At 67.7% G+C, this 19,604-nt stretch carries 17 protein-coding genes; 10 read left to right on the forward strand and 7 right to left on the reverse strand.

Features of this window, described 5'->3' with window-relative positions; genetic code table 11:
• The first annotated feature begins 10 nt into the window (after positions 1 to 10).
• Positions 11 to 2,161 (forward strand): xanthine dehydrogenase family protein molybdopterin-binding subunit, encoded by a 2,151-nt coding sequence (locus KF892_14360; GenBank protein MBX3626195.1) that lies wholly within the window; start codon positions 11 to 13, stop codon positions 2,159 to 2,161.
• 126 nt (positions 2,162 to 2,287) lie between these two features.
• Positions 2,288 to 2,443, forward strand: a complete 156-nt coding sequence (locus tag KF892_14365) for a hypothetical protein (protein ID MBX3626196.1) — start codon at positions 2,288 to 2,290, stop codon at positions 2,441 to 2,443.
• Positions 2,444 to 2,468: 25 nt separating this feature from the next.
• Here the strand turns inward: KF892_14365 and KF892_14370 are convergent, their stop codons facing one another.
• Positions 2,469 to 3,992 carry an RICIN domain-containing protein gene (locus KF892_14370; protein MBX3626197.1) on the reverse strand — a complete coding sequence of 508 codons (1,524 nt, stop codon included), beginning with the start codon at positions 3,990 to 3,992 and terminating at the stop codon, positions 2,469 to 2,471.
• A gap of 26 nt (positions 3,993 to 4,018) precedes the next feature.
• Positions 4,019 to 5,347 (reverse strand): endo-1,4-beta-xylanase, encoded by a 1,329-nt coding sequence (locus KF892_14375; GenBank protein ID MBX3626198.1) that lies wholly within the window; start codon positions 5,345 to 5,347, stop codon positions 4,019 to 4,021.
• Positions 5,348 to 5,561: 214 nt separating this feature from the next.
• Here KF892_14375 and KF892_14380 point away from each other — a divergent pair, with 214 nt between their 5' ends.
• On the forward strand, positions 5,562 to 6,842 hold the full coding sequence (locus KF892_14380; GenBank protein ID MBX3626199.1) for a pilus assembly protein PilP: 1,281 nt from the start codon (positions 5,562 to 5,564) through the stop codon (positions 6,840 to 6,842).
• Positions 6,843 to 6,897: 55 nt separating this feature from the next.
• Here KF892_14380 and KF892_14385 read toward each other — a convergent pair whose 3' ends face one another.
• Positions 6,898 to 9,009, reverse strand: a complete 2,112-nt coding sequence (locus tag KF892_14385) for a PQQ-dependent dehydrogenase, methanol/ethanol family (GenBank protein MBX3626200.1) — start codon at positions 9,007 to 9,009, stop codon at positions 6,898 to 6,900.
• Positions 9,010 to 9,226: 217 nt separating this feature from the next.
• Between KF892_14385 and KF892_14390 the strand changes: the two genes are divergently transcribed.
• Both KF892_14390 and KF892_14395 read left to right on the forward strand, forming a co-directional pair.
• Positions 9,227 to 10,426: a geranylgeranyl reductase family protein gene (locus KF892_14390; protein MBX3626201.1), complete on the forward strand. Its 1,200-nt coding sequence runs from the start codon at positions 9,227 to 9,229 to the stop codon at positions 10,424 to 10,426.
• A gap of 5 nt (positions 10,427 to 10,431) precedes the next feature.
• Entirely contained in the window at positions 10,432 to 11,184 is a 753-nt protein-coding gene (locus KF892_14395) for a class II glutamine amidotransferase (GenBank protein MBX3626202.1), read from the forward strand.
• On the opposite strand, the gene KF892_14400 is transcribed toward KF892_14395, so the two are convergent.
• Together KF892_14400 and KF892_14405 are read right to left on the reverse strand one after the other, a co-directional pair.
• Positions 11,111 to 11,590 carry a MerR family transcriptional regulator gene (locus KF892_14400; protein MBX3626203.1) on the reverse strand — a complete coding sequence of 160 codons (480 nt, stop codon included), beginning with the start codon at positions 11,588 to 11,590 and terminating at the stop codon, positions 11,111 to 11,113. The genes KF892_14395 and KF892_14400 overlap by 74 nt on opposite strands.
• Positions 11,590 to 12,033 (reverse strand): nuclear transport factor 2 family protein, encoded by a 444-nt coding sequence (locus KF892_14405; GenBank protein ID MBX3626204.1) that lies wholly within the window; start codon positions 12,031 to 12,033, stop codon positions 11,590 to 11,592. Before KF892_14405 ends, KF892_14400 begins: the two co-directional genes overlap by 1 nt.
• Positions 12,034 to 12,196: 163 nt before the next feature.
• Here KF892_14405 and KF892_14410 point away from each other — a divergent pair, with 163 nt between their 5' ends.
• The gene (locus tag KF892_14410) at positions 12,197 to 14,074 is read left to right on the forward strand and encodes a putative DNA binding domain-containing protein (GenBank protein ID MBX3626205.1); all 1,878 of its coding nucleotides are present in this window, start codon (positions 12,197 to 12,199) and stop codon (positions 14,072 to 14,074) included.
• Between the two features lie 40 nt (positions 14,075 to 14,114).
• Positions 14,115 to 15,818, forward strand: a complete 1,704-nt coding sequence (locus KF892_14415) for a carboxypeptidase (GenBank protein ID MBX3626206.1) — start codon at positions 14,115 to 14,117, stop codon at positions 15,816 to 15,818.
• Position 15,819: 1 nt separating this feature from the next.
• On the opposite strand, the gene ypfH is transcribed toward KF892_14415, so the two are convergent.
• The gene (ypfH, locus tag KF892_14420; protein ID MBX3626207.1) at positions 15,820 to 16,527 is read right to left on the reverse strand and encodes an esterase; all 708 of its coding nucleotides are present in this window, start codon (positions 16,525 to 16,527) and stop codon (positions 15,820 to 15,822) included.
• 143 nt (positions 16,528 to 16,670) lie between these two features.
• On the opposite strand from ypfH, the gene KF892_14425 reads away from it, so the two are divergent.
• Both KF892_14425 and KF892_14430 read left to right on the forward strand, forming a co-directional pair.
• Complete coding sequence (locus KF892_14425; protein ID MBX3626208.1) at positions 16,671 to 16,862, forward strand: hypothetical protein; 192 nt, start codon at positions 16,671 to 16,673, stop codon at positions 16,860 to 16,862.
• Positions 16,863 to 16,960: 98 nt separating this feature from the next.
• Complete coding sequence (locus tag KF892_14430; GenBank protein ID MBX3626209.1) at positions 16,961 to 17,797, forward strand: hypothetical protein; 837 nt, start codon at positions 16,961 to 16,963, stop codon at positions 17,795 to 17,797.
• 14 nt (positions 17,798 to 17,811) lie between these two features.
• Here KF892_14430 and KF892_14435 read toward each other — a convergent pair whose 3' ends face one another.
• The gene (locus KF892_14435) at positions 17,812 to 18,888 is read right to left on the reverse strand and encodes a porin (GenBank protein ID MBX3626210.1); all 1,077 of its coding nucleotides are present in this window, start codon (positions 18,886 to 18,888) and stop codon (positions 17,812 to 17,814) included.
• Between the two features lie 186 nt (positions 18,889 to 19,074).
• Between KF892_14435 and KF892_14440 the strand changes: the two genes are divergently transcribed.
• Positions 19,075 to 19,554, forward strand: a complete 480-nt coding sequence (locus KF892_14440) for a (2Fe-2S)-binding protein (GenBank protein ID MBX3626211.1) — start codon at positions 19,075 to 19,077, stop codon at positions 19,552 to 19,554.
• Positions 19,555 to 19,604: the final 50 nt, after the last annotated feature.

The raw sequence follows: 19,604 nt of genomic DNA on the forward strand, positions 1-19,604 counted from the left end.
AGGAGATGACATGACCACCATCACCACCTCGCGCCGCGGCTTCCTGCAAGCCTCCACCCTCGCCGCCTCGGGCGGCCTCTTGCTGGGCGTCGACGTCGGCGGCCTCGGCAAGGCGCTGGCCGCCGGCACCGTGCACACGCCCAATGCCTGGGTGCACATCAGCGACGACAACACCATCACGCTGATCTCGGCCCGCTCCGAGATGGGCCAGGGGGTCTACACCTCCATGCCCATGCTCATCGCCGAAGAGCTCAACGTCGACATCAAGAACATCCGCGTCGCGATGGCGCCGCCCAACGGCAAGATCTACGGCAACGCCCTGCTCGGCGGCCCGCAGCTCACCGGCGGCTCCACCTCCGTGCGCGACGGCTGGGACAAGCTGCGCGTGGCCGGCGCCCAGGTGCGCATGATGCTCACCACCGCCGCTGCGCTGAAATGGAACATCCCGGAAGACCAGCTGCGCGCCGAGAACGGCATGGTGCTCGGCCCGAAAGGCAAGAAGGCGACCTACGGCCAGCTCGCGGCCGACGCCGCCCGGCTGCCGGTGCCGCAGACCCCGAAGCTCAAGGACCCGAAGGACTTCCGCATCGTCGGCAAGCCCACCAAGCGGCTCGACACGCCCGCCAAGACCAACGGCACGGCCGAGTTTGGCATCGACGTGAAGCTGCCCGGCATGGTCTACGCCGCGCTTGAGCAGTGCCCGGTGATCGGCGGCAAGGTGAAGAGCTTCGACGCCAGCGCCGCCAAGAAGATGCCCGGCGTGATCGACGTGGTGCAGATCCCTGACGGCGTGGCCGTGGTGGCCGACACCTGGTGGCACGCCAACAAGGCCCGCACCGGCGTGAAGATCGAGTGGGACGAAGGCGCCGGCGCCGCGCTCACCGACAAGACCATGCTCGCGAGCATCAAGGCCGCCGCGGTGGCCGAGGGTGCCAAGCCCCTGCCGCTGCCCAAGGCGGGCGATGCCGACGCGGTGATCAAGGCGGCGGGCGCCAAGGTCTTCAAGGCCGAGTACGTGATGCCGCTGCTCTCGCACTCGCCGCTGGAGCCGATGAACTTCACCGCCTGGTACCACGACAACAAGGTCGACCTCATCGGCCCCACGCAATGGCAGGACGCCGCCGCCGGCACCGTGGCCAAGGTCTGCGGCGTGCCGATCGAGAACGTGACCCTGCGCACCACCTTCCTCGGCGGCGGGTTCGGGCGGCGCATCGACATCGACTTCATCATCCAGGCCGCACAGATCAGCAAGGCGGTCGGCAAGCCGGTCAAGCTCGTGTGGACGCGTGAAGACGACATGACGCACGACTTCTACCGGCCGCAGTCGGTGCACCACCTGGCCGCGGCCATCGGCGACGACGGCAAGCCCACCGCCATGACCTTCCGCATGACCTCGCAGTCGGTCACCGGGCGTGTGTTCGGCCTGCCCGCCCCGGTGCAGGACCCGCTGATGACCGAGGCCGCGATGGCGGCCTACGAGATCCCGGCGACCAAGCACGAGATCCTGAAGCACGACGCCGGCCTGCGCGTGGGCTACTGGCGCAGCGTGAGCCACGCGCTCAACGCCTTTGCCAACGAGACCTTCATCGACGAGCTGGCGGCCAACGCCAAGCAGGACCCGTATCAGTACCGCCTGTCGCTGCTCGCGAACAAGCCGCGCTTTGCCAACGTGCTCAAGCAGGTGGCCGAGAAGTCGGGCTGGGGCACGGCCGCGCCGGCCGGCCGCTCACGCGGCATCGCGCTGATGGAGGGCTACGACACCTACATGGCGATGGTGGCCGAGATCTCGCTCAAGAACGGCGAGATCACCGTGCACAAGGTGACCACCGTGGCCGACCTCGGCCGCATGGTCAACCCCGACACGGTGGAAGCGCAGATCCAGTCGAGCATCGTCTTCGGCCTCACGGCCGCGCTCTACGGCGAGATCACGCTCGACAAGGGCCGGGTGCAGCAGACCAACTTCCACCAGTACAAGCTCTTGCGCATGAACGAGTCGCCCGAGATGGTGACGGTGCTCGTGCCGAGCACCGAGAAGCCTGGCGGCGTGGGTGAGCCCGGCACGGCGCTCATCGGCCCGGCGGTCGGCAACGCGGTTTTCGCCGCGACCGGCAAGCGCCTGCGTTCGATGCCGTTCACGCCGGAGAAGATCCAGTCGGCCTAGAACGATTCGACGGGGGTTGTTGATGGCGGGACCAGGCCACCTTCGGGTGGCCTTTTTTGCGGCCGGGGAATTCGATCGCCGAGCCCGCCTGTATCCTGACGGGCTCATTCACTCGAAAGGATCGACATGGCACTGGCAAAGAAGAAGCGCGTGGGCAAGAGAACCATCTCGGCGACCCAGGTCCGCAAGACGGCAAGCGGGCGCAAGCGCCGCAAGTCCGACGGCACCCAGCCGTCGAAAGAAGCCCTGCTGGCCAAGACGCAGACGCCCGCGGCGTCCTGAGGACGCCGGCGGGGCCTCGCCCCGCTCAGCAGGGCGAGTTGGTCTGCGTGAGCAGGCCCAGGCGGTACGGCAGCCGGTCGTAGCTGCCGCTCGCCCCGGGCGCGAGCCCCTGGTAGAGCATGCGCATGTTGCAGGCGCTGATCTCCAGGTTCTGGTCGTAGCCGGTGCGCAGGATCTCGCCGTGGCTGATGCCCTGGCTCCACTTGCCGGTGGGGAAACTCACGTTGGCGTCGCCGGCAAAGGGGTTGCTCTCGGTGGCGGCGAGCGTCGTCCACGGGCCGCTCAGGCTCGGTGAGGTGAACGAGCGGAAGTAGCGCCCGCTGCTGCCGATGGCCTCGACGATCATCAGGTACTGCCCCGTCTCGCGCACCTTGTAGACCTGCGGTGCTTCGAAGAGGTTGTTGCGGTTCGAGTCCTGCAAGGTGACCACCGTGCTGCCGAACCCGTTGGGGAAGTTCGCGAGCGTCGTCTGCGAGCGGTAGATCTTGCCGTTGTCGCCCGCCGAGAAGAGGTGGCAGTTGACCGTGTCGCAGGCCACCGCGAAATCGAGCCAGTTGGCGCCGGCGCGGATATCTGCCTGGATGTTGCTCGGCACGCTGCTGTAGAAGGTCTTCACCGCGCTCCAGCCGCCCGGGTTGTTGATGTCGGGGTTGGTGGAGTAGGCGGCGTTGCCGTTCTGGAACACGAGGTACCACAGCCGCGAGGGCGAGTGATAGAAGACGAAGGGTGCCGCGCGGTAGCCCGCGCCGATGGCGGTGGAGTCGAGGAAATACGGGTTGGCCGAGCCGGCGTTCGACCAGTCGGTGAACGAGCGGTATTCGAGCCCCCAGCCGTTGCCCTTGGCCTGCGTGGAGAACACATGCCAGCGGCCACCGTAGTAGACGACGGTCGGGTCCTTGATCGCCACTTCGGGGTACTGCGACGAGGGCTTGGCCACCATGAGCGCTGCGCTCGACGTCCAGCGGAAGCTGGTGGGCAGCTTCACGCCGCCCGTCGGCGGCGGCGTGGTCGTGGTGACGGGCACCAGCGCCCAGGTCTGGTTGCTGCCCGCCCAGTCGGTGTACTGCTGGATGTCGCCACCGTCGGCCGTGGACCCACCGACCACGTCGAGCGCCTTGCCCGAATTGGCGTTGACGAAGCGCACCGCGCCGTTGTCGCTGCCGGCCAGGCGGAATTGCTGGCTGGCCGCGTTCTGGTCGGTGTACTGGTTGATGGCCGCGCCGTTGGCCGTCGACGCGCCGGCCACGCCCACCACCTTGCCCGAGTGGCGGTTCTTCAGCCGGTAGTAGCCGTTGCCGGAACTCACGAACTGGAACTGCTGGTTGTTGCCATCGGCACGCGTCCACTGGCGGAATTCGGCGCCGTCGGCGGTGACCCAGTTGTAGAGGTCGAGCGCCTTGCCGCTGTTGGCGTTGACGAGCACGTACCAGGCGTTGGTGTCGATGGTGATGGCGGCATCGGCTGAGCGCGGGCCCAGCAGGAGCGCCGCGCCGGCGGCGAAGACGAGCGCCGAGATCGTGCGGCGCGCGCGGGTGGTGATGAGGTTCATCGGGTGTCCTTTCGCAACCGGCGGGTTCACAGGTCGCCGAAGCCGATGGCGCCGTTGCAGTGCAGCCACTCGCTCAGGCCATTGCCGCCGCCGCAGGCGCCGTTCTGGTAGACGCCGGTGTTGTAGCTCTGCGCCTCGGCCTGGCGCACGCTGCCGTTGACGCTGAGGTAGTCGACCTGCACGTCACGGCCGGTCGCGTCGTTGGTGAACTCGACGGTCGAGCCGCCCGACAGCGAGGTGGTGATCGTGTAGTTGGTCATCGTGGTGCTCAACGTCCAGGTGCGCACCGCCGTGCCACCGATGCGCAGCGTCACGCTTTCCTGGCCCGTGGTGCCGCGAGCGCGCACGACGATGTTCTTGCTGGTGCCGCCGCCGCCACCGCCGATGGTGGTGGTGCGCACGTAGTTCTTGAGCCAGGCCATCGCCGGGCGCTCGCTGCCATCGCGGCGCACGAGGTGGGTGTTGTTGACCCAGGTCTGGCCTTCGATGTAGCCCCAGAGCGTCACGTGGGCCACGCCGGGGTGCGTCCACAGGCCGGGGAAGAGCCGCTGGTAGCGCGCGAGCTGGGTCGAGTCGTCGCCGGTCATGTCGAGCTCCGAGACGAAGATGGGCACGCCCGTCTGCGCCAGCGCGTCGAGGTTGCTCTTCATCGTGGCCGCCGTGAGGTTGTCCATGCTGAAGTGGTGGGCCTGGATGCCCACGCCGTCGATCAGCCCGCGCGCCTTGAGGATGTTGACGATGCCCTTGTAGCGGTTCAGCTTGTTGATGTCGTTGATGATCCCGTACTCGTTGATCAGCAGCTTGGCCGTGGGGCAATGCTGGCGCGCCTTCTGGAACGACCAGACGATCCAGTCCCAGCCGGTCGAGCCCGAGCCGCCCAGCGCATTGCGGTAGCTGGCCGGCTGGCTGATGGGCTCGTTGACGACGTCGATGTACTGCGTCTGCGGATAGCGCGCGCAGTACAGGCGCATGAACTCTTCCACCTCATACGCCTGCTGCGAGGCGCTGACCGAGCCGATCCAGCCCGGCTCCTGCGCACCCCACACGAAGGTGTGCTGCTTGAACGGGAAGCCGTTGGCGCGTGCGTAGTTGTAGGCGGTGTCGAGCGGGCCCCAGTTCATCTGGTTGCGCGTGGCCTCCACCGAGCCCCATTTGCCCGCGTTCTCGGGCGTGACCTGGTTCCAGTAGGCGTTGAAGTTCGAGGGCACGCCGCCCGCGATGATGTTGCCCAGGAACTTGGGCTTGCCCGTGGCGATCTGCGCCTGCGCGAAGCCGGCCGCACCGAGCAGCGCGACGGCGCCAGTGCAGACGACGGCGCGGCGAAGCGCCTTGAAGACGAAGTGGGAAGTGATCACAGGCGCGCTCCTTGGACGTGCTGAGCGGACCGGGATGGCCCAGCTGGGGACGCGATCCTCGTGGAAGCGCCCGCGTGGTGCGATTGGTGCTTGTGTGCCCCCTTTTTGTACAAGCTGGGGCCAGTCGCCTGTGCTACGGCATGCGCCTCACGGTCACGCCGCACAATGCGCCGACCTCCCCGCACGCCGGCTCTCGCACCCGGCCTTCGTCGCCATGCGTCTTCGCCACGGACTCGCCCGCTGGTCGACCCTCGTCATCGCCCTCTTGTTGGCGGGGCTCAGCGCTGCGGCGCCGGCCGGCGCCGCACCCCCATCGATGCCGGCCTCCGCACCCACCCTCGGTCCGGGCCATCTCGACGTGAGCGACGCCGAGGCCGCGGGGCTGCTGCGCGCGGTGGCGGATGTGGCCAAGGTCAACCTGGTGGTTGCAGTGCCCCTGGATGAGCGCAGGCTGTCGCTCACGCTGCGCTACGCGTCCATCGACGACCTGCTCGCCAAACTGGCAACGGCGCTCGACCTCCAGCTCACGGTGCAGGGGCGGGTCATCGTGATGCACCCTCGCTGCGAGCGCGCGGTGCGCGACGCGCGCGATGGCCTGGCATCGAGCGTCGGCGGCGAGGGTTGCTGGCGCGGCAAGTTGGCCGTGCAGCCGGTTCCCTCGTTGAGCGCGTCCAGCCGCCCGGCGCTTGCCCCCCACGGCCATTGCCCGTATCGGGCGCCCAGCTCGGAAGAGAACGCCAGGGTGTGCGAGCCGCTGGAGTTGTTTCCACTGGGATCGCTCGTGATGCGCGGCCACATGGAGTGGTCCGGCCGCTGGAGGGCCTTGATCGAGTCGCCCGACGGCCTGCTGCACGCGGTGGGGGTCCAGCATTACATGGGGCGCGATTTCGGCCGCATCCAGTCCATCGGCGCGGACGGGCTGATCCTGAGCGAGATCATCCAGAACGACAAGGACGAATGGGTGGAGGTGCGCACACAGGTGAAGCGTGGCGTGAAGACGCGGCTGCCGCCTGAGCGACTCGGCCTGTACTACCTGGGCGCCAGCTCACCCCAACAGCTGTACGACAAGGCCGTGAACGACCTGCTCGCATTCGTCGAGACGGTCGCGGCCACGCCGGGACTGTGCCGCGAGCCGCTTCCACAGGCCGAGCACGCCCTCGATCAGGCCGCCGAGCATTGGCGGGCACGCAACGCCGCACCGCTGGACGTCGTCGAGCGGCATGCCCGAGCCCATGTGGAACGTCTGGCCCAGGACTTCGAGCTGTCGCCTTGGCGCGTCTTCGCGCATGAGCGCGACCGGCGTGCCACAGCCCGGGCCCGTGCGTTCGAAGCGCTGGGGAAACCCGGTGGCGACGCGGTCCAGGCCCACTGCAAGGGCTACCTCGCGAAATTGCAGGGCTCCGCATTCGACCTGCAAGTGCTCTTCCCCTCGGAACTCCAGCGGCTGCGCAGCTGCCGCGAAGACCGGACCTGCTACAACCTGCCCTCGCCATGAAGCACCGCCGACGCGAGGCCGGCGGGTTCACGGAAACGCCAGGCGGCGAACGTGCCTACTTCTTCGGCCGGATCGAATCCGGCACGCCCTGGATGAAGGCCTTCAGCTTCGGGATGTCTTCGGGCTTCAGCCGGCCGGTGAAGTCGGGCATGCCACGCTCCTTGGCCGCGCCGCCGAGCACGTAGGCCTCGAGGTTGTTGATCACGTCGGGGTGCGAGTAGCCAAGGTTGGGGATGTTGCCGCCTCGGTCGACGCCCGGCACGCCGTGACAGAGCACGCAGCTCGCCACATACAGGCCCTGCCCTTCGGGCACCTGCTTGGGGTCGTAGGCCACGCCTTGCAGCAGCGCGTTCATCTTCACCTGCGCCATCTCGGGCATCGGGTTCTTCGCCCCCACCGCGAAGGTGTAGACCGTGCCCGGGCCGACCTTGTCGCTGGCGCGCTGGGAGACGCCGTAGGAGCCGCCCCAGCCGACCGCGATCGACACGTACTGCTTGCCGTCGACCATGTAGGTGCTGGGCGCGGCGATCACGCCCGTGCCGGTGGGCGTTTCCCAGAGCTTCTCGCCGGTCTTGGCATTGAAGGCCATGAAGCGGCCCTCGGCCGTGCCCTGGAAGACGAGGTTGCCGGCGGTGGCGAGCGTGCCGCCATTCCACGGCGACACATGCTCATGCCGCCAGGCTTCCTTCTGCTGGATCGGGTCCCACGCGAGCAGGCGGCCGAAGGGCTTGCTGGTGGCGGGCACCGCGCCGATGAACATCGCGGTGTTCCAGCCCTGGTTGGAGCCGGGCACGCCGAGCGTCATCTCGTTGAACTTGTAGTTCTTGTTGTCCATCAGCGTGAGCGGGATGTTCTGCGCCGGCAGGTAGACGAGGCCCGTCTTGGGGCTGAACGACATCGGGTGCCAGTTGTGCGCGCCCAGCGGGCCGGGGATGCTGTCGTAGCCCTTGTCGGGGCTGCGCGCGATTGCGGTCTCGATGGGGAAGCCTTTCTCGTCGTAGCCGGTGGCCCAGTTCACGTCGACGAAATTCTTCGCGCTGATGAACTTGCCGTTGGTGCGGTCGATGACGAAGAAGAAGCCGTTCTTCGGGGCGTGCAGGATCACCTTGCGCGTCTTGCCGCCGAGCTGGATGTCGGCCAGGATCATCGGCTGGGTGGAGGTGTAGTCCCAGTTGTCGCCCGGGGTCTCCTGGTAGTGCCACACGTACTTGCCGGTGTCGGGGTTGATCGCGACGATGGAGGCGAGGAAGAGGTTGTCGCCGCCGCCCGGGCTGCGCTTGGCGCGCGACCACGGCGAGCCGTTGCCGGTGCCGATGTAGAGCAGGTTGAGCTTGGGGTCGAAGGTGATGCTGTCCCACACCGTGCCGCCGCCGCCGGCTTCCCAGTACTTGTTGCTCGGGTCCCAGGTCTTGGCGGCGCGGGCCAGCGCTTCGTTCTCATACGGCTTGGCCGGGTCGCCCGGCACGGTGAAGAAGCGCCACTTCTCGGCGCCGGTCTCGGCGTCATACGCGGTGATGTAGCCGCGCACGCCGTACTCGGCGCCGCCGTTGCCGATGATCACCATGCCCTTGAACACTCTTGGCGCGCCGGTGATCGTGTAGGGGCGCTTGCGGTCGATGGAGGTGTCTTTCTCCCACACCAGCTTGCCGGTGGCGGCATCGAGTGCGATCAGGCGTGCGTCGAACGAGCCGACGTAGACCTTGCCCTTGTAGAGCGCCACGCCGCGGTTGACCACGTCGCAGCAGCCCTTGACGCCCACCTCGCGCGGCACCTTGGGGTCATACGTCCAGAGGCGCTTGCCGGTGCGCACGTCGATCGCGTGCACCACGCTCCACGAGGCGGTGACGTACATGATCCCGTCGACCACCAGCGGCGTGGCTTCCACACCGCGCGTGGATTCGAGGTTGTAGCTCCAGACGAGGCCGAGCTCCTTGACGTTCTTCTCGTTGATCTGGTCCAGCTTGCTGAAGCGCGTCTCGGCGTAGTCGAGGCCGTAGCTCGGCCAGTCGCGCGTGGTGGTGTTGTTGGCGATGGCCTTGCCGTCGATGCGCGAGGTGACGGCGCGGATGTGCGCTTCCGAGCCCTTGGCCGGGGCTTGTGCGTGCGCGGCCAGGGGCACGGCGGCGCCCACGGCCACGGCGAGCATGGCGATCCAGTGCTTCTTCATGCGGGAGGTCTCCTGTGTGATTCGAGGCTGGCCGGCTGGGCGCCGCCATCCGTCCCTGCATCGAGTCGGCAGGGTGTCGATGGATCATCAGGAGATCGCAGATCGATCACAACAAGGTGTTTTCCCGCAAGCCTGAAGCCTCTTGCTGCGGTGGTGTCGCACCGCGTGCGCCAGCCTGTCACACGGGTGGGCGAAAGCGGCCCGCTATGCTTGCCGGATGAACTTGACCCTGGCCCAACTCCCCGAGCGCTGCGAGGTGCTGGTGGTGGGCGCCGGCCCCGCCGGCAGTGCTGCCGCCACCGCGCTTGCGCGGGCCGGCAAAGACGTGGTGCTGGTCGACCAGCGCAGCTTCCCGCGCGAGAAGGTGTGCGGCGACGGGCTCATCCCCGATGCGCACACCGCGCTCGCGCGCCTGGGTGTGCTCGACGAGGTGATGGCGCGCGCGCAGCGGGCCACGCACGTGGGCTGCATCGCGCCGCGCGGCGGGCGTGTCGACGTGCCGGGGCGGCTGGCGGTGCTGCCGCGGCGCGAGCTTGACGACATCGTCTGCCGCAACGCGGTGCGCGCGGGGGCGCGCATGTTTGCGCCGGTGCATTTCGAATCGCCGCTCACCGACACCGCCGGCCGCGTGAGTGGCACGAAGCTTTCGCACGGCGGCGAGACACGCGAGGTCTACGCCGACTGGGTGGTGCTCGCCACCGGCGCGGTGCCGCAGGCGCTGCTGGCCGCGGGCCTGTGCGACCGGCAGGGGCCGTCGGCCGTGGCGCTGCGTGGTTATGTGAAGAACGAGTCGCAGGCCAGCCAGATCCGCGCGCTCGAAGTGGTGTGGCACCGCCAGCTGCGGCCGGGCTACGGCTGGATCTTCCCGTGCGCCGAGGGGGTGTTCAACATCGGCGTGGGCGTCTTCGGCCATGCGAAGGAAGACGTGAACCTGAAGCGCCTCTTCGAGAGCTTCTGCGAGTTCTATGCGCCGGCGCGCGAGCTGATGGCCGGTGGCGAGCTGCTCGGCCCGCTGAAGGGCGCGCCGCTGCGCTGCACGCTCGACGGCGCACGCCACAGCCGCCCCGGCCTGCTGGTGACGGGCGAAGCCGCAGGCAGCACCTATGCGTTCACCGGTGAGGGCATCGGCAAGGCGCTCGAGACCGGCCTGCTCGCGGCCGAAGCCATCCTCTCGCAGCGAGCTGACGCCGACGTGCGCCACGCCTACGACAAGAGCCTGCAAGCCCTCAAGCCCCGCTTCCAGCTCTACGAGCGCGCCAACCGCGTGAACGCTCACCCGTGGCTGGTCGACCTCCTGATCTGGCGTGCGCGCAAGAGCGAGCGCCTCGTGCGGCGCATGGCCGGCGTGCTCGAAGAGAACGGCAACCCGGCGCAGCTGCTGAGCGCGAAGGGTGTGTTCCGCTTGTTCACGGAGTAGCCGCCATGTGTCAACTCCTCGGGATGAATGCCAACACACCGACCGACCTGGTGTTCAGCTTCACCGGCTTCTCGAAACGCGCCGAGGAGCACAAGGACGGCTTCGGCATCGCCTTCTTCGAAGACGCCGGCGTGCGCCTCTTCGTCGATGCGCAGAGCGCCGCGGTCTCGCCCGTGGCCGAGATGGTGCGGCGCTACCCCATCCACAGCGCCAACGTCATCGCGCACATCCGCAAGGCCACGCAGGGCCACGTGGCGCTGCAGAACACGCACCCCTTCCAGCGCGAGCTGTGGGGCCGCTACTGGGCCTTTGCGCACAACGGCGACTTGAAAGGCTACGCGCCCACGCTGCACAGCGCCTTCCACCCGGTGGGCGACACCGACAGCGAGCGCGCCTTCTGCTGGCTGATGCAGGAGCTGGCCAAAGCGCACGCGGGCGTGCCCTCGATCGCCGAACTCACCCGCACGCTCGGCGAGCTCGTGCCGCGCATCGCCGCCCATGGCACCTTCAACTTCATGCTGAGCAACGGGCAGGCGCTGTGGGCGCACTGCTCGACCAAGCTGCACTACCTGGTGCGCCAGCACCCTTTTCGCGCCGCTCGCCTGCAAGACGAGGACATGAGCGTCGACTTCTCGCAGCTCACCACGCCGCGCGACCGCGTGGCCGTCGTCGTGACGGAGCCGCTCACGGCCGACGAGCCCTGGATCGCGCTGCAGCCGGGCGAGCTGAAGGTGTTCGTGGACGGGTCGGTGGTGTGACCTCGTAAGGCCCCACCACTGGCCGCTTGCCGCTGGCGAGCCACTCGCCGTAGTAATCGATCTTGCGGTCGAGCAGCTTCAAGCCGAGCTTCCAGTCTTCGATGGTGGCCAGCACCCGCTCGCGATGCGCCGCGAAGAGTGCATGCCGGTCGGCGATGGTGGCCTTGCCCTGCTTCACGAGCGTGGCGTAGCGGCGCATCTCGCGGATCGTCATGCCGGTCAGGCGCAGCCGCTCCATCAGGTCGAGCCAGGCCACGTGCTCTTCCTGGTAGAGGCGGCGGCCCGCCGCATCGCGCTGCACGCCCGGCATCAGGCCCTGCGCCTCGTACCAGCGGATGGTGTGCACGCTGCGCAGCGTGCGGCGAGACAGCTCGCCGATCTTGATCGTGCCGGGCTTGCGGGGCATCAGGTGCTCTTGGTGAGTTCGGGGTCGTCGGGGCGGAAGAAGGTGTCCCACACGTGGAAGGTGTCGTAGTACTCCTTCAGGTCGACGATCTTGCCCTCGCGCAGGGTGATGAGCATGTGGTACTCGTTGTTGTAGACGCGGCCGTTCTTCATCTCGCCGCGTGACTCGACTTCCATCGCCACCTGATCGCGTTCGGCGATGGTGTTCTTGACCCACATGCGCAGGCCACCGTTGAGGCGCGAGTTCATGCGCTCGAAGACGGCGGCGATCTGCGCCTTGTCTTTCGGCCCCGCGCTCGGCAGCCGGTCGGGCTTGCCCATCAGCCGGTAGCAGATGTCGTCGGCGAAGAGCTCGAGCACGCCTGGGATGTCGTTGTCGTTGAAGCGCTCGATGAAGTGGCGGGCGACGCGGGTGTTCTCGGCCGCAAGGGTGGTGGTGCTCATGGTCAGCTCCTGATGAGGTGAAGGGGAGCTCGGCATTGGGCGATCTAGAGTGCACTCTATGTCAAGGCCCTTGCTAGGCTGACTATCACGCCCGACCGGGCCATATCATTCATTCCGCGACTGACGCTGTGCAAAGTGACGTCACGAGGCGACAGGGGACGGCATGCGGCAACTGACTTTGTTTGATGTATTGACGCCAACCAGCGAAGGCAACGACATTGAGTTCAAGGCCGCTCGCGGGGGTCTGCCTGGGGCCTTCTGGGAAACCTATTCGGCCATGGCCAACACGCAAGGTGGCCGCATCATCTTGGGTGTGTCAGAAAAACAGGGCGCGCTGTCGTGGGACGGTGTACCGGATGCTGCAGCACTGCGCACGGTACTCTGGAATCAACTCAACGACCGCAACAAGATCAGCGCCAACCTGTTGACCGACGGCAACCTCGAAACCATAGACCGCGATGGGCGAACCTTTCTGATTGTCACGGTGCCGCGTGCGTCACGTGCGCAACGCCCCGTCTATGTCGGGCCGAACCCGATGGCCGGCACGTTCCGCCGGGCCGAAGAAGGGGACTATCGCTGCAGCGAAGACGAAGTGCGCCGCATGTTGGCCGATCAGTCTTCCACGCCGGCCGACGCTGCCATCCTTGAACATTTCGGCATTGCCGATTTCGACAGCGACACGCTCAAACAGTACCGCAATCGCTTTGCTTCTCGTGACCCGGATCACCCATGGTTGTCCGAAGACGACGAAGGCTTGTTGTACAAGCTCGGCGCGTTGCGACGTGACCGCGCCACTGGTTTGCAAGGCGCCACCGTGGCCGGCTTGGTGATGTTCGCGACCTTCGATGCCTTGCGCGAAGGACTGCCCACGTTTCACATCGACTACCGGGAGAAGCTGTCTGCCGACCCTAAGGTGCGCTGGACAGATCGCCTCGCGCCTGATGGCTCTTGGCAGAGCAACGCCTTTCAGTTCTATCAGCGCGTAGTGCAGCGCCTGGCGGCTGACCTGAAGATTCCGTTCCAGCTCAGCCGGGAGCTTTACCGGCGCGACGACACCATCGTGCATGAGGCCTTGCGCGAAGCCGTGGTCAACGCTTTGATTCACGCCGACCATCACGGGCAGGGCGGCATCGTGATCGAGCGCTACGCAGATCGCATCGAACTGTCCAACCCGGGCTCCTTGCTGCTGTCTCGCGAGCAGCTGCTGCGTGGGGGCGTCAGCGAGTGCCGCAACAAGTCGCTGCAGTTGATGTTTCAAATGATCGGCGGCGGTGAAAAGGCTGGCTCCGGCATGGACAAGATTCGCAGCGGCTGGCGCAGCCAGCACTGGCGCTCGCCCAAGATCGAAGAAAGCGTGCAACCTGATCGCGTCAAGCTGGTGTTGCCCATGGTCAGCCTGATCCCTGATGAAGTCGATCGGGCGTTGAACCAGCGCTTCGGTGAGCGCTACACCCAGCTCAGCCCGCTGGGGGTACAGGCAGTAGTCACCGCGCAGATCGAAGGGGCGGTAACCAACAGCCGGTTGCAAGAGATCACTGGCGAGCATCCGGCCGACATCACCATTGCCTTGCAAGGCCTGGTGCGCCATGGCCTGCTGCGCCAACAAAACCAGCGGCGATGGACCAGCTACTCGGTGCCCGAGGACTTCCCTCAATCCGACCTGAGCTCCCCTCAATACACAGGTGACTCCCCTCAATACACAGGCGACTCCCCTCAATATGCGGAGGACTCCCCTCAATCGGGCGCCGAATCACCTGAAACTTCAGCCACCGACAACGGCCTGTGGCAGCGAGCCGCTCCCGCACGCGAGCGACCGCGCATGCGCATCGAGACCTTGAAGGCGCTGATTGAGGACTTGTGCCAGGGCCGTTGGCTCACGAGCCGCGAGCTGGGACTTTTGCTGGGGCGAGAGCCCGACAACCTGCAAACCCGGGTGCTGACGGCCATGGTGCGTGAGCAGCGGCTGGCCATGCGCTACCCCGACGTGCCGAATCGACCGGATCAGGCCTACCAGGCGGTGGAAGCCGCGCGTGCACGGTAGCCCGACCTGGAAAACGCCTGTCATCCATTTCGACCCCACCATGCCCCAGCCGCCCGCCCAACGCTTCGACAGCTTCTACCCCTACGACGCGCTGACCCAGCTGCTGTTCGACTACGCCACCGCCTACCCGGCCCTGGTGCGGGTCGACAGCATCGGCAAGAGCCACGAAGGGCGCGACATCTGGGTGGCCACCGTCACCAACCAGCACACCGGCGACGCGGCCGACAAGCCCGGCTTCTGGGTCGACGGCAACATCCACGCGGCCGAGCTCACCGCGAGCACCGCGGTGCTGTACTACCTGCAGCAGCTGGTGCAAGGTTTCGACACCGACCGCGAGATCGCCCACCTGCTCGACACCCGCGTGGTCTACCTCTGCCCGCGCCTCAACCCCGACGGCGCCGAGCTCGCGCTGGCCGAGCGGCCGCGGCACATCCGCTCGTCCACCCGCCGCTACCCCTTCGACGACGAGCCGGTCGACGGCCTCACGATGGAAGACGTGGACGGCGACGGCCGCATCCTCTTCATGCGCCAGCGCGACCCGCACGGCGCCTACAAGAAGTGCGCGCAAGACCCGCGGCTCATGGTGCCGCGCGAGCCGGGCGAGTTCGGCGGCGAGTACTACCGGCTGATGCCCGAAGGCTTCGTGAAGAACTACGACGGCCTCACCATCCAGGTCAACAAGGACCTCGAAGGCCTCGACCTCAACCGCAACTTCCCCGCCGGCTGGCGGCAGGAGCACGAGCAGGTGGGTGCCGGCCCCTACCCGACCAGCGAGCCCGAGGTGCGCGCGATGGTCGACTTCATCTTCGCGCACCCCAACATCGGTGCCGGCATCAGCTACCACACGCACAGCGGCGTGATCCTGCGCCCGCCGGGCACGCATGGCGACGACGACATGACGCCCGAAGACCTGTGGGCCTACAAGCGTTTCAGCGCTTTGGGCGAGAAGCTCACCGGCTACCCCGCCATCAGCATCTGGCACGACTTCAAGTACCACCCGAAGGAAGTCATCACCGGCACACAGGACTGGATGTACGAGCACCTGGGCGCGCTCTTCTGGGTGGTGGAACTCTGGGCGCCGAACCGCGAGGCCGGCATCACCGACTACAAGTGGATCGACTGGTACCGCGAGCACCCGGTGGAAGACGACCTCAAGCTCATCAAGTGGAGCGACGAACAGTGCGGTGGCCTCGCACACGTCGACTGGAAGCCCTTCCACCACCCGCAGCTCGGCGCGGTCGAGATCGGCGGCTGGGACAAGATGAACTACTGGCGCAACCCGCCGCCGCACCTTCGCGAACGCGAGGCCGCACGGTTCCCGAAGTGGATGACGCAGATCGCTTTGAGTCTGCCCAGACTCGAAGTGCTGCGCACAGAAGTGCGCGCGCTCGGCCCCGACACCTGGCGTGTGCGCTTCGCGGTGGGCAACAGCGGCTGGCTGCCCGCTTACGTGACCAAGCGGGCGCTTGAGCGCAAGGCGGTGCGCGGCGTGGTGTTCGAGATCCACCTGCCGGCCGGTGACCCGACGGTGTCGCTCGTGAGCGGCCAGGAGCGCCTCGAAGGCCCGCAGCTCGAAGGCCATGCGCCGCCCAGTTCGCTGCAGGCCTTCCTGCCGCAACGCGAGGTCACGGCGGATCGGGCCGTGGGCGAATGGGTGGTGCGCGCACCCAAGGGCACGCGCCTCGCGCTCAGTGCGCGTGCCGACCGCGCCGGTGCGGTGCGCGCCGAAGTCTCACTCGATTGAGTCAATCCAGGTCGCGACTCGAGGCCGGCTTCGACAGCACCGGCGCCTCGCTCATCGCATCGCGCCACACCTTCTTGGGCAGGAAGGTGCGCAGCTGCTCGATGGCTTTCTCCATCAGCGCGGGGTGCAGCTCGTGGCCGATGTGCGGCAGCACGTCGGCCGTCACGTCGCCACCGAGCGCCACGAGCCGCTCGGCCGAGTCGATGGCCGGGCCGGGCGGGATCACCGTGTCGGCCATGCCGTGGAAGAGGTGCACCGTGGTGTCGTGCGGCGCGTGTTCAGGCGGCGTGGCATGGCGGCCGGCAAACGCGAGCACGCGGCCGGCGAGCTGCGGCTCGGCCTGCACGGCTTCGAGCGACATCACAGCGCCTTGCGAAAAGCCGGCGAGCGCCGTGCGCTCCCAGCCCATGTGGAACTGCTGCTGCACCGCGCGCACGATGCCCACGAACCGCGGCAGCGCGGCGGCCACCCGCTCCACGCGCCGCGCCTCGGTCAGCCCGACCGGCGAAAACCACTGCCAGCCACTTCCCTTGCCTTCGAAGGCGTCAGGCGCGTTGAGGCAGACGATGGCGGCTTGCGGGTACTCGGCCGCCAGGCGCTGCGCGAGCGGCGTCATGGTCGACGCGTCCTGCCCCACGCCATGAAAGAGCAGGAACAGCAGTTCGGTCGGGCCGTCAGGCGGCAAGTGGGCAAGGGCAGAAGCGGTCATGCCCCGGAGTGTGGATCAACACAAAGGCCAGGGTTTCTCGGGGGTCGCACCCCCTTCCGGCCGTGAAATGCCGCACGTAGACTACAAGTGGTTACAGGCACCACGCGTGCCGCTTTCCACCAGTCCGCCACAGAGGAGGTCTCATGAGCGACGCGATCCAAGCCCGCGAGTACCAGGAGTCCCGGATTGAAGACGAACCCATCCTCGGCCCCGTGCTGGCGATGCCCGATGGGCGCATCCAGCCGCTGACCTGGGTGGAGCGCCTGATGGTGAGGCTGCACCTCACCAACGCCAAGACGCTGGAAGCGCGCTACTTCAAGCCGGTGAGCGCCTGATCGGCGCCCGCGCCGGGGCGGCACCGCCCGCCCTGCCCGCGCAGACCCTGCGCCCCCTGAGCGTCGACCCGCGCCAGCACCCGCGCGGGCTCGCCCACGTGTCGGCCGCGAGCGGCCTCGTGTGCGCGTTCGGCCACGCCTACGTGGTGTGTGACGACGAGCACCACCTCGTCGTGTTCCACGACGCGCATCGCCCCGGCCGCCTGCACCGGCTGCTGCACGGCGACCTGCCGGCCGATGCCGCCGAACGCAAACGGCGCAAGGCCGACTTCGAAGCGCTGGTGCTGCTCGACGACCACCCGCGCCGGCACGCCCACACCCTGGTGGCGCTCGGCTCGGGCTCCACCGCGCAGCGCGACACCGGCGTCGCCCTCGTGCTCGATGCGAACGGCCGGCCGACGAACGCGCTGCGCCGCTTCACGCTGACCGCGCTCTACCAGCCGCTGCGCCACGCGCTCGGCGAGATCAACATCGAAGGCGCTTTCATGCAAGGCGATGATCTGGTGCTGCTGCACCGTGGCGGCCAGGGCGGCGCCGACAACGCGGTGCTGCGCCTGCAACGCGCGCAGCTCGTGGCCGCCATCGACGGGCGCGGCGGCATCGGGCCCGCACCGCGCATCAAACCCATGCCGCTGGGCACGCTCGACGGCGTGCCGCTTGGCTTCACCGACGGGGCGGCACTGCCGGGGGGAGGCTGGGTGTTCTGCGCCGCGGCCGAAGACACCGCCAGCAGCTATGCCGACGGCGCCTGCGCGGGCGGCGCCATCGGCCTCGTGAACGCCGGTGGCGAGCTGGCCGCGCTGCACCGCCTGGCCACCCCCCACAAGCCCGAAGGCATTGCAGTGCGCGAACACGCAGGCGGGCTCGACGTGTGCCTGGTCACCGACGCCGACGACCCGGCCCGCGCCGCCGAGCTGCTGCTCGTGCGGCTCTGATCAGGCCACGCCGGTCAGAACTTCACCCGCAGGCCGAGCGCGAAGGTGTTGCCGGTGTTGGTGCCGGTCAGCTTGTCGTTCATGTAGACCGCGTACACATCGGTGGCCTTCGACAGCCAGTAGTCGTAGCCCAGTGTGAGCGTCTTGTTCTTCACGTCGGCGGTGGGGAACTCGGCCGTCGCCGCGCCGTACTGCGCGAGCACCTTGCCCGCACCCACCGGCACCGAGACGCCGAGGCCGAAGTAGTTGGTCTCGGTGTCGGTGGCGGCCTCGGTCTTCACGAGGGCGTACTGGCCGAACACCTTCACCACCTTCGCGTCGTAGGCAACGCCGACGGTCGCCGCGTCCTGGTACTTGAAGCCGGTGGACACGATGGCCGGCGTGAAACCCGACAGGCCATGCTTGACGCGCTGGTAGGCCACCGTCGCCGAGAACGGGCCGCCGAAATACAGCACGTTGGCGCCCACGCTGTGGCCGACCGCGCTCGCGCTGCCTTCGCCGAGCGCGCCCTGCAGGTTGAAGCTGAAGCCACCGGCGCTCGGGCTCGAATAGAGCAGCGAATTGCTCCAGCCGGTGTCGCCAAGGAAGGGCAGCATCGCCGCCTTCGGGATCAGCACCTGGCGGATCGACGGCGAGTAGCCGAACGAGTCGCCGAAGGCATTGAAGATCAGCGTGGAGACGAAGTATTGGTTGGTGGTGCGGCCGAGCGTGGTGGAGCCGAAGTCGCCTTCGAGGCCCACCCAGGCCGAGCGCGCCCAGAAGGCGTCGCCGGTGAAGCGGCCGGCGCTGCCGGTGTCGGCCAGCAGAAAGCCCTCGATCGCGAACTTGGCCTTGAGCGTGTTGCTCAGCTGCTCCTTGCCGCCGAAGCCGAAATAGCTGGTGGCCATGTTGCCGCTTTGCACCTTGTTCACCTTGCTCGTGCCCGCGTCCTGGAACTGCCCGGCTGACATGTCGATCAGGCCGTAGAGCGACACCGACGACTGGGCGTGGGCGGGGGCGGCGAGGCACAGCGTCGCGGCGGCGAGTGCGACGGCTTTGGCGAGGGGCGAGAGGTTCAGCGAAGAGAGGTGCAGGGAAGATTGCGAAGGCATGAGCGGGCGAAGCATGGCGAGAGGCTCCAACGGTCGTTTGGTTTGAGGGAAGAGTGTGTCGTGTGAGACGCGCAACTTGTATGCAAGCGCCGTACCTGCAACATTTGGTGCCAGCGCATTGTGTGGGGTGATCGGCCTACAGCTCTTGGCTGAGAATGCGCCACCCCCGACCTCGGAAAGACTTGTATGGACCTGAGCGTCAACGGCCAGACCCACCGCCTGCCCGAAGCCGACGTGCCGCCCGACATGCCCTTGCTGTGGGTGCTGCGCGACGTGCTGAACCTCACCGGCACCAAGTTTGGGTGCGGCGTGGCGGCCTGCGGTGCCTGCACGGTGCACGTCGACGGGCTGGCCGTGCGCTCGTGCGTGACGCCCATCGGCGCCGTGCAGGGCAAGCCGGTGCGCACCATCGAAGCCCTGGGCACCGCCGCGCAGCCGCACGCATTGCAGAAGGCCTGGGTCGACCACCAGGTGCCGCAATGCGGCTACTGCCAGAGCGGCATGCTGATGGCCGCGGCCGACCTGCTGGCGAAGAACCGCACGCCCACCGATGCCGACATCGACGCGGCCATCACCAACATCTGCCGCTGCGGCACCTACCCGCGCATCCGCGAAGCCATCAAGTCGGCGGCAAAGCAGCTGCGCAGCGGCGGGGTGGCGACATGAGCGCCCCCGCCCGGCAGCCCGAAGGGGGCGCTCATCCTCCCTCGGGGAGG

The sequence above is a fragment of the Rhizobacter sp. genome (genome assembly GCA_019635355.1).
Taxonomy (GTDB): Bacteria; Pseudomonadota; Gammaproteobacteria; order Burkholderiales; family Burkholderiaceae_C; genus Rhizobacter.